The organism is Anabaenopsis tanganyikae CS-531 (assembly GCF_029891675.1).
Taxonomy (GTDB): domain Bacteria; phylum Cyanobacteriota; class Cyanobacteriia; order Cyanobacteriales; family Nostocaceae; genus Anabaenopsis; species Anabaenopsis arnoldii.
Map to the genome: position 1 here is coordinate 1 of NZ_JANQDF010000117.1, position 10,540 is coordinate 10,540.

The 10,540-nt window shown below is 43.2% G+C and carries 7 protein-coding genes and 1 pseudogene; 5 read left to right on the top strand and 3 right to left on the bottom strand.

The features are described 5' to 3' along the window. From NWP22_RS11945 to NWP22_RS11955, 3 genes and pseudogenes are all read right to left on the bottom strand, one after another. A pseudogene (locus NWP22_RS11945) lies at window positions 1-192 on the bottom strand (IS607 family transposase); the annotation flags it as partial. Window positions 193-413: 221 nt separating this feature from the next. Then, window positions 414-1,205: a segregation/condensation protein A gene (locus NWP22_RS11950; RefSeq protein WP_271731601.1), complete on the bottom strand. Its 792-nt coding sequence runs from the start codon at window positions 1,203-1,205 to the stop codon at window positions 414-416. A gap of 291 nt (window positions 1,206-1,496) precedes the next feature. After that, entirely contained in the window at window positions 1,497-3,653 is a 2,157-nt protein-coding gene (locus NWP22_RS11955) for a polyribonucleotide nucleotidyltransferase (protein WP_271731602.1), read from the bottom strand. A gap of 481 nt (window positions 3,654-4,134) precedes the next feature. Here NWP22_RS11955 and NWP22_RS11960 point away from each other — a divergent pair, with 481 nt between their 5' ends. The 5 genes from NWP22_RS11960 to NWP22_RS11980 all read left to right on the top strand — a co-directional run. Beyond that, window positions 4,135-7,359: a DEAD/DEAH box helicase gene (locus tag NWP22_RS11960; protein ID WP_271731603.1), complete on the top strand. Its 3,225-nt coding sequence runs from the start codon at window positions 4,135-4,137 to the stop codon at window positions 7,357-7,359. Window positions 7,360-7,463: 104 nt separating this feature from the next. After that, window positions 7,464-8,300, top strand: coding sequence for an SWIM zinc finger family protein (locus tag NWP22_RS11965; RefSeq protein WP_271731604.1), 837 nt, complete (start codon window positions 7,464-7,466; stop codon window positions 8,298-8,300). A 70-nt stretch (window positions 8,301-8,370) separates the two neighbouring features. Further along, the gene (gene argB, locus NWP22_RS11970; RefSeq protein ID WP_271731606.1) at window positions 8,371-9,270 is read left to right on the top strand and encodes an acetylglutamate kinase; all 900 of its coding nucleotides are present in this window, start codon (window positions 8,371-8,373) and stop codon (window positions 9,268-9,270) included. 115 nt (window positions 9,271-9,385) lie between these two features. After that, the gene (locus tag NWP22_RS11975) at window positions 9,386-9,904 is read left to right on the top strand and encodes a tetratricopeptide repeat protein (protein ID WP_271731608.1); all 519 of its coding nucleotides are present in this window, start codon (window positions 9,386-9,388) and stop codon (window positions 9,902-9,904) included. 138 nt (window positions 9,905-10,042) lie between these two features. After that, window positions 10,043-10,540, top strand: a 498-nt coding sequence (locus tag NWP22_RS11980; RefSeq protein ID WP_271731610.1) for a Uma2 family endonuclease, incomplete at its 3' end; no start/stop codon positions are given.

Genomic DNA, 10,540 nt, shown 5'->3' on the forward strand with positions numbered 1-10,540 from the left:
GCGGTCATTGAGAACCACGAGTTCGCACTCAAATTTTGTGCATAACCACCTAACCAATTCAAATCCGAATCGGACAAGTCGGTCAGGGTGGGGAAAGACAATACGTTGGATATCGCCGTCGATGATTCGTTCCAGAATGGCGAGGAATTTTTTCCGTTTAAAATTGAGTCCCCTTCCAACTTCTGAAATAATTTCAGCCTCTGGATATCTTGTGCGTAAGTGTTCAAGTTGTCGTTTTCCTTGGGAGTGACATGCTGCATCAAAACTTCATTAAATCAACTACTTTTAGTCTAGCGTGATTTAGTAATATTTCCTCGTTTTAAGCAACTAATTTACAATTAGTTACACGTCTCTAGGGGAGACGGATCAAACAAGAATCCCCGTCACCAAGCATACGGGAAGTGTCAATTGGGTCAATCTGTCAGTAGGCGAATTTGAATGTCCTGGTAAAACTCGTCTTGTAATAACTCGACTTTAGATTGAGACGACAGCAGTAGTAAAGCCCAAAAAACGCTAACTAGGGGGCGGTTTTCTGACTCATGGCTAGAAGTATTTTGCTGTGCTTGCTTTGTTTGAGTCCACAAATCTACCAGTTGTTCTAGACTCAAACAATTTTCTCCTAATAATAGCTCTGTTCTAGAAGAATGCAACACTTGCTCTAGTTCTCCAGCTACCTCGGTCAAATTTTCCTGGTGAGCTAACTCTAGGGCCTGCCGCATATTTTGGCATCTGGGGTGACGGTGGGGGGAAACACGCTTACTAGATTTCTCAACCAGTTTTAGCTGGTGCGCCATAATTTGCAATTGCTTGATTAACTCTTGCACAGTCACACGACGCTTTGGCGGTGGCATTGCTGAGGGACGGCGCCGCAAGTGCCGCTCTAATTGCAGACGATGAGCATGATGTAATAACCCACCTTCACTGAATAAGATGGCATCATCTGCTATATCATCCTCGACCTCTTCCACTGAAGATAATTGCATCAAAGTGTTGGCCTTAAATAAGACTAGCATCGATGCTGACAAAAAAGCTTGTCCTGATTGCGACAAATCTGACTCATAGCCTTTAGGTGTGTCCTCCGGTGCCATTAATTCTAGGTAACGGTCAATCACCTTAATTACTTCAACATCCCAAGGATCGATGTCGCCTTGTTCAGCCTGCTCAATGAGCTGTGTAATTGTTGCTAATAACTCGGAAGCATCCATAAAATTTACGAAAAACCTTAATCAAAGATTTTCTGGATATATTTAACTTTCCCCTACGTCAAGTAGCAACATCCAAGTAATCTCAAACTTTCTGGATGGGATCGAGGCACAGCCGTTTGTGCCTGTAGTTTTAGGACTTTGGACTAAGACTACAAAGGTAAAACAGTAGATTTATTGAGTATTTTATGAACGGTGATCAGTTTTTATGATTTAAATTTCACAAACCAACCGCGATGCCTAGTCTCCAGGCATCGCGGATTTTAGATAAAAATCTAAAATCCCCAATCGATATTAGCGATTCACAGCCGCAGCTTCTCGCGCCGCAGTCGCTTGATCTGGGTGTATACCTAAACGTGTGAGATTAATCCGTCCTTTATTGTCAATTTCTCGCACTTTGACAATTACTTCATCTCCAACGGCCACTTCATCTTCAACTTTGCCAACGCGATAGTCAGCTAGTTGAGAAATGTGAATCATACCTTCTTTTCCAGGCAGAAATTCTACAAATGCACCAATGGGAATAATCCGAGTCACACGCCCTACATAAACATCACCTTCATTTAACTTACGAGTCATACCTTGAATGATGTTACGGGCTTTCTTAGCGCGGCTTTCATCCACAGCGGAAATGGTGACGGTTCCATCGTCTTCAATGTCAATCTTAGCACCAGTGTCTTCAGTAATAGCCTTAATTGTTTTCCCTCCAGGCCCAATCACCAGACCAATCATGTCTGAATCAATCTTGATAGTCAATAAACGCGGGGCATAGGGTGAGGTTTCAGGACGTGCTTCTTGGATAGTCTCGAGCATTTTCTCCAGAATATGCAACCGGGCTGATTTAGCTTGGTGGATGGCTTGGGCAATAATCTCCAATGACAGACCGGGGATTTTCATATCCATTTGCAAGGCGGTAATACCGGTATCTGTCCCGGCTACCTTAAAGTCCATATCGCCTAAAAAGTCCTCAATGCCCTGAATATCAGTGAGAACTCGCACCTCGTCATCTTCTTTAATCAAACCCATTGCAGCACCGCTCACGGGTTTGATAATTGGTACACCAGCAGCCATCAATGATAGAGTGGAACCACACACCGAACCCATAGAAGTAGAACCGTTAGAAGAAAGCACTTCCGATACGACACGAATCACGTAAGGGAATTTTTCTTTTGGTGGTAGCACAGGTATCAGCGCCCGCTCTGCTAAAGCACCATGACCAATTTCGCGCCTTCCTGGAAAACGCATAGGTTTAGTTTCCCCCACGGAGAAAGGCGGAAAGTTGTAATGATGCAGGTAGCGTTTACATTGGTCTGATTGCAAGTCGTCGTTGAGACTTTGAGCATCTCCAGGAGTACCAAGGGTGCAAGTGGATAGTACTTGGGTTAATCCCCTGTTAAATAAACCACTACCATGGACTCGTTTGGGTAACACATCAACTTGACAAGAAACAGGACGGACTTCATCGAGTTTGCGACCGTCAACGCGGACGTTATCTTCAATGATTTGACGACGCATCAAGTGCTTGGTTATGTCTTTAAAGTGATTACCTATTCCTTTACCGTTTGCGATCGCAGCAACTCGAACCTCATCTTCTTCTGGTAATTCCTCGATCGCACTAGTAATTTTTTCCTTCACAGCGTCCAACGCTTCATCCCGTTGGGCTTTGCTGTATTCAAACTGAGATAGGATTTTCTTAATCTCATCGCTGGCGCGATCGCGGATAAAATTGCTCACAGTCAGGTCTACCTCTGGTGCTTCTCCTTGCACAACTTGCAGACCCATTTCCGCCAATAAATCTTCCTGGGCTTGGATTAAATCTCTAACTGCTTCGTAACCAAAATCAATTGCTTCGATAATATCTTGCTCTGGCAATTGATTGGCTCCCGCCTCCACCATGATCACACCGTGGGGTGAACCAGCCACTATCAGATCCAAGTCTCCGCTTTGAATTTCTGCATAGGTAGGGTTAATAATAAAATCATCACCCACTAAGCCTACCCGTACTGCTGCCATAGGCCCATTAAAGGGAATTTGTGCTATCAGGGTAGCAATAGACGCCCCAGTAACTGCGAGGACATCTGGTGGTACCAACTCATCCATGGACAGCGTAAAAGCAATAATTTGCAGGTCATCCCGCAACCATGAAGGAAACAAAGGCCTCATGGGACGGTCTATCAACCGGCTAGTCAGAATTGTTTTCTCTGGTGGACGTCCCTCTCGCCGCATTATCCCTCCGGGAATCCTACCTGCAGCATACAGTCGTTCTTCGTAATCTACTGTCAGGGGAAGAAAATCAATTCCTTCTCGACCCTTTGCTCGCGTAGCGGTTACTAAAACAGATGTGTCCCCCGATTCTATCAGAACTGACCCACCAGCCTGGGGAGCTAGTAAGCCCACTTTTAGTCTAATATCCCTACCATCGAAGGATATTGACTTATCAACTTCTGCCATTCAGTTTTTTTTCCTTCTCTTTCTCTATTCTCTCTCTGTGGCAATCCTAACATTTATGCTCTCAGACTGACTTCTAGTACACACAAAGATAAATAAGTCCTTGAGCACCAAGCACGATATAATATTATCCTCTTATCCTCCCCGCTAACTGCCCAGAGCATAGCTTCACTGTCAGGTTTGCTGCTATCACCAGCATATAGCCTTTTTCAGGCTCATGAAGTACACACCAATTCCCTATTCCCTATTCCCTGTTCCCTGTTCGCTGTTCCCTGTTCCCTCAAACTAAAAAAATGTACCTCACGAGCATGGGAAATACTATATATTCGCCCAGAAACCTTTCTCAACCCTGACCGCGTAAGCCTGGTTGTACAATAAAACCAGCGTTGCAAATATCCCCCGCATACTGGGGAAGTTTGGCTGCATATCAAATACCGCCAAGAGATTTATTAGTTTATTTTACAGGAACTTTAGTAGTTAAAAGATGACAATTTTACACGGAAATTGGTTAGGAAAGCCTGAAAATAGTTGTTTATTTATTTGGGGAGAAACTTGGCGTTCATCGCGCATAAACATCGAGACTAGTGCATCTCCACACACACCACTACATCCACTGGCTATCAACCCATTAGAGTTGTGTGAATGGTTGGTTTCTCAGAACATCACAATTTCCGATTTAGTCCAGCAAAACCAAGTTGCAGTGACAACCAGTCGGCAAACTCGTAAAAGTACAACTGCTACTCCACTCAGTCTACCAACCCACTCTCAAATAATTGCCTTACCAACTCATATCCCGGAAAACAATCAGCAAGAAATAGGATTTATTTGCCCCTTACATTCTGGTACCTTGGCATCTGAAATTAACTTACCCCAATATCTCCAACCCTGGCGAGTCGAGGGTTTTTGTCTTCACCCCACCGCCGCTATAAAATTTCTGGCCACTGTGCCCTTAAATGCTGCTACCGAGGGGGATACTTTATTCGCTGGAGACCTACGTTTCTGGTCACAGGTTGCGCGTTGGAGTTTGGATTTAATTTCCCGGTGTAAGTTTTTGCCAACTATTCAAAGGCAGTCTGATGGTTCTATTGTTGCTAAATGGCAAGTCCTCTTAGACAGTGCTATAGACGGAACACGCTTAGAAAAATTTGCCGCCAAGATGCCATTGGCTTGTCGTACTTATCAAACAACTCCTGAGTTAGAAGAAAAATACTTAGCCCTAGACTTCCCCACTCAACCACAGGAATTATTGCTGGGCTTTCTCAACAGTATAGTAGATGCCCAAGTGCGAGAGATATTAGCAGATCAACCTCTATTAGAAACCAGAGTAATGGCATCTCTACCCTCAGCGGTGCGACAGTGGTTGCAAGCTTTAACTAGTACCTCTGACACCTTTAATGCAGATGCGCTGGAAGTAGAAAGACTCGAAGCAGGGCTGAAAGCTTGGACTATGCCATTACAGTACCAATTGTCAGGAACAGCCTTATTTCGCTGCTGTTTCCAGCTGCTTCCCCCGGCATCTGGCGGTACTGATTGGACATTGGCATATTTTCTACAAGCAGCAAATGATCCTGATTTCTTAGTAGATGCAGCAACCATTTGGGATCACCCCGTGGAGCAATTAGTTAATCAAAACCGCACCATTCATCAACCCCAAGAAACATTATTGCGCGGGTTGGGGTTAGCTTCAAGATTGTATCCAGTTATTGCACCCAGTTTAGAAACAGAATATCCCCAATCTTGTCACCTTAACCCATTGCAAGCATACGAATTTATTAAGTCAGTGGCGTGGCGGTTTGAAGATAGTGGTTTAGGCGTAATTTTGCCTCCTAGTTTGGCAAACGGTGGAGGCTGGGCGAATCGTTTGGGGTTAAAAATCACCGCTCAAACCCCAAATAATCAGCAGGGACGCTTAGGTTTACAAAGTCTACTGAATTTCCAATGGCAATTGGCAATTGGTGGGCAGACAATTTCTCAAACAGAGTTTAATAAACTTGTAGCTTTAAATAGTCCACTGGTAGAAATTAATGGCGAGTGGGTAGAGTTGCGACCCCAGGATATTAAAACCGCACAGGCATTTTTTGCCGCTCGTAAAGACAAAATGGCACTTTCCTTAGAAGATGCTTTACGTCTGGGTTCTGGAGATACCCAGTCCATTGAAAAGTTACCTGTGGTCAGCTTTGAAGCATCAGGAACATTGCAAGAATTAATTGGAGCCTTAACCAATAACCAGGTCATCGCACCTCTACCGACACCTACTAATTTTCAAGGACAGTTACGACCTTATCAACAAAGGGGCGCAGCTTGGCTAGGGTTCTTAGAACGTTGGGGGTTGGGTGCGTGTCTCGCAGATGATATGGGACTGGGAAAAACCATTCAGTTAATTGCTTTTTTACTGCACCTCCAGGAACAAGACGCACTAGTAAATCCCACCCTGCTGGTGTGTCCAACTTCTATTTTAGGTAACTGGGAGCGAGAAATTAAAAAATTTGCTCCTAACCTGAAAGTTTTGCAGCACCACGGTGATAAACGTCTCAAGGGTAAAGCTTTTGTAGAAGCAGTTAAAAAACACAATGTCATTATTACTAGTTACTCCCTGATTCACCGGGATATGAAAATTTTACAAGGTGTTGATTGGCAGGTAGTTGTATTAGATGAAGCTCAAAATGTCAAAAATCCAGAAGCTAAACAATCCCAGGCTGTCAGGGAGTTAAAAACTACATTTCGCATAGCCCTAACCGGTACACCAGTAGAAAATAAACTCCAAGAACTGTGGTCAATTTTAGATTTTCTCAATCCTGGGTATTTGGGAAATCGGCAATTCTTCCAGAGACGGTTTGCTATACCAATTGAAAAGTATGGTGACACGTCATCTTTAAATCAGTTGCGGGGTTTAGTACAACCGTTTATTTTGCGCCGTCTAAAAACAGACCGTGATATTATTCAAGATTTGCCAGAAAAGCAAGAAATGACGGTTTTTTGTGGTCTGACTGCACAACAAGCAGCACTTTATCAAGAAGTAGTAGAAGCATCTTTGGCAGAGATTGAATCTGCATCAGGGTTGCAACGGCGAGGGATGATTTTAGGCTTACTGCTTAAACTCAAACAAATCTGCAATCATCCAGCCCAATATTTAAAATTAGGGACATTAGAACAATATACTTCTGCCAAACTACTACGACTGGAAGAAATGTTAAGCGTGGCTTTGGAAGAGGGAGATAGGTCTTTAATTTTCACCCAATTTGCTGAATGGGGTAAATTATTGCAAGCTGATTTACAGCAAAAAATGGGTAAAGAGATATTATTTTTATATGGTCGTACTAGTAAACAACAAAGGGAAGAAATGATTGACCGTTTTCAACACGACCCCCAAGGACCGCCGATTATGATTCTTTCTTTAAAAGCCGGTGGTGTAGGATTAAATTTAACCAGGGCTAATCATGTATTTCACTTTGATCGGTGGTGGAATCCTGCGGTTGAAAATCAAGCTACTGATAGAGTATTTCGCATTGGTCAAACTCGTAATGTGCAAGTGCATAAATTCGTATGTACTGGCACATTGGAAGAAAAAATACACGAGATGATTGAAAGTAAAAAACAATTAGCTGAACAGGTAGTTGGCGCGGGTGAGGAGTGGCTCACGGAAATGGATACAGACCAATTACGTAACCTCTTAATACTCGATCGCAGCGCCATAATTGAAGAAGATTAGCAGGAAAAGGCTTTGTCAAAAGGCAATTGAGCTTGCCGTTAGTTTATGTCACAAAAATTAACCCATAAATCAAGTAAAATATAAGTTAATTTTACAGAAAGATTATGAATCATGCAACGTTACAGGCAAGCCGTGAATGGTGGTCACAAAAATGGCTAGAGTTACTGGATTCTTATCGCTTTAAAAAGCGTTTGGAACGGGCGAGAAATTATTCTCGTCAAGGAAATGTTCTCAATATAGAGTTTAAAGGTGCAAAGGTACTAGCTAGAGTCCAAGGTACTGAAACTGAACCCTATAAGGTTTCTCTGTCTCTCGATCATTTCACCCAGGAAGAGTGGGGTTATGTGATTGAAAGTATGTCCCACAGGGCAATTTTTGCAGCCAAGTTGTTAGCAGGGGAAATGCCGCAAAATATTGAGGAAGTGTTTACAGCCAATGGTTTGTCTTTGTTTCCTTTTACCCTCTCTGATGTGCACAGTAAATGCTCTTGTCCTGATAAAGCAAACCCCTGTAAGCATATTGGTGCTGTATACTATCAGTTAGGCGATCGCTTTAGTGAAGACCCATTTGTGTTGTTTCAACTACGGGGACGCGCTAAAGAGGAAATTATCAGTGATTTACGTCAATTACGCCGTGCTAAGGTGGAAGTTACAGCACCTAAAACACCCCAGATTCAACCACCACAGACACAGCCCCAATATTCTGTTAACCTGAGTTCATTCTGGCAATACAATGAGCCCCTAGATTCTTCATTGGTGGTAATTACCCCATCAAGTAGCGAGACCGTATTAGATGTATTAGGGGCGATTCCTTTAGGGAAAACAGAAGAAAGTTTAGCTGGTCCGACCTCCGGTGATGTGGTGACCAGATGTTTAGGTACTGTTTATCAACAGGTCAGTCAGCAAGCAATGTTAGCAGCGATGAATATAGGAGGGGGTTGATCTGAAATATTGTTGTAGGTGACAAATTCTTTTAAACTGACTAGATAAGTTTAAAATCTCATAGCCCCTCGTGATGGAAAACGATTCGGAATACATCAGGCAAACAGAAGCTACCCGCGTACGTGTACTCAGCGAAGCACTACCTTATATTCAACAATTTGTAGGTCGCACTGTTGTTGTTAAATATGGCGGTGCTGCCATGAAAGATAGTAACCTCAAGGACAAGGTTATACGGGATATTGTTTTTTTATCCTGCGTTGGCTTGCGTCCAATTTTGGTACATGGGGGCGGTCCTGAAATTAATAGTTGGTTAAATAAACTGGGCATTGAAGCACAATTTAAAAATGGTTTGCGCGTCACCGATGCTCCCACCATGGATGTGGTGGAAATGGTTTTAGTGGGTCGAGTCAATAAGGAAATTGTTTCCCTCATTAGCCGCGCTGGGGGCTTGGCGGTGGGACTATGTGGTAAAGATGGTAACCTAATTACAGCCCGCCCCCAGGAGCAAGAAGGTATTGGTTTTGTGGGGGAAGTCAGTAGTGTAAATATCAAAGTTTTGGAAACTCTCTCTAGTAGTGGCTATATTCCGGTAGTGTCTAGCGTAGCTACGGACGAGAATGGACAAGCTTATAATATTAATGCTGATACGGTAGCGGGGGAAATTGCAGCCGCCCTGGGTGCGGAAAAGTTAATTTTATTGACTGACACCCCCGGTATTCTTAAAGATTATAAAGACCCGTCTACCTTGATTCCTAAAGTGGATATCCGCGAAGCGCGGGAGCTAATTGCTAATGGTATAGTTAGTGGTGGTATGATTCCTAAAGTAACTTGTTGTGTGCGATCGCTCGCTCAAGGTGTAAGTGCAGCACATATTATTGATGGTCGCATTCCCCACGCCCTACTCCTAGAGGTTTTTACTGATGGTGGTATTGGTACTATGATTCTCGGTTCCCAGTTTGCCTCAAAATAATTAACTGCGATCGCCTTGTGGATATTCTGGGTATCGTCAAGTATTAACCCTCATGTGCGATCGCTATTGAGATTTAACCCAGACTGACCAATGTCTAGTTGTTGGTGTATAACAGGTGAGTACAGAAAATTTAGAAATTGCCAGAAGTCTTTACCAGACAGGAAAACTTAACATTGAAAATGGGCAATATCGAGAAGCTGTGGAAAATTTGCAACAAGCCAGCGCCCTATTATCTCGCAATTCTCGCCTGGGGGGTGAAGTAGAAATTTGGCTGGTCACAGCTTATGAAGCAGCTGGACGGAATCAAGAAGCCATTGATCTTTGTCAAGAACTGCAACGTCACCCCTTCCCAGAAACTAGCAAACAGGCAAAGCGGTTACTTTATATTTTAAAAGCTCCAAAACTCCAGCGCCCCAGTGAGTGGATGACGGAAATACCCGATTTAGGTAAATTATCGGATAATGATCAGAAAATTCGTGCTACTGGTAATCCTGTTAAATCTACTCGTCAAGTAGCTATTGAACCGGAAATAATAGACCTTAACCAGGTGAATACAAAAGATAATCGGTTTATTTGGGTGGCACTAGTTGTTATTGTGTTAACACTCTCATACTTGGCCTGGTTAAGTGTTTAGAATTTTTACTCTCAGGTTTGACACTCCTCATGCCTAAGTCGGTGAGCGAAGTCGAACCGTCAACCGTCAACCGTCAACCGTCAACCGTCAACCGTCAACCAATAAAACTATAATGATGATAAATATTAGGTAGTGTTTATGGTGACAACAACCCGCACTAGTGAAACCGCATCACCTCCAGGAATGGTTATCACCTGGGAACCGTTACCGCCTGATTTTGATCTACAAGAGGATGAACCGGTGGATAATACAGGGCAACCACTATTAGCAGGAGCATTAAGGGAAAGTTTAGAAATCACCGGTTGGATTGAGCCACAAATGTTAATTGCTACCAATTTTGGCTTATGTGCCACCGTAGAGGGGCAGTTTATTGCTAAAGCCCCTGATTGGTTATATGTACCCGCAGTTAAAGAGATATTACCAGATAGAAAAAGTTACACACCCCATTTAGAGGGAGATATCCCCGCCATAGTCATGGAATTTCTCTCAGATAAAGAAGGGGGAGAATATTCAATCAAGCCTACCTACCCACCGGGAAAATGGTTTTTTTATCAGCACATATTACAAGTACCCGTGTATGTAATTTTTGAACCAGAGGGAGGATTAATAGAATATTATCAGTTAGAAAATGGCCAG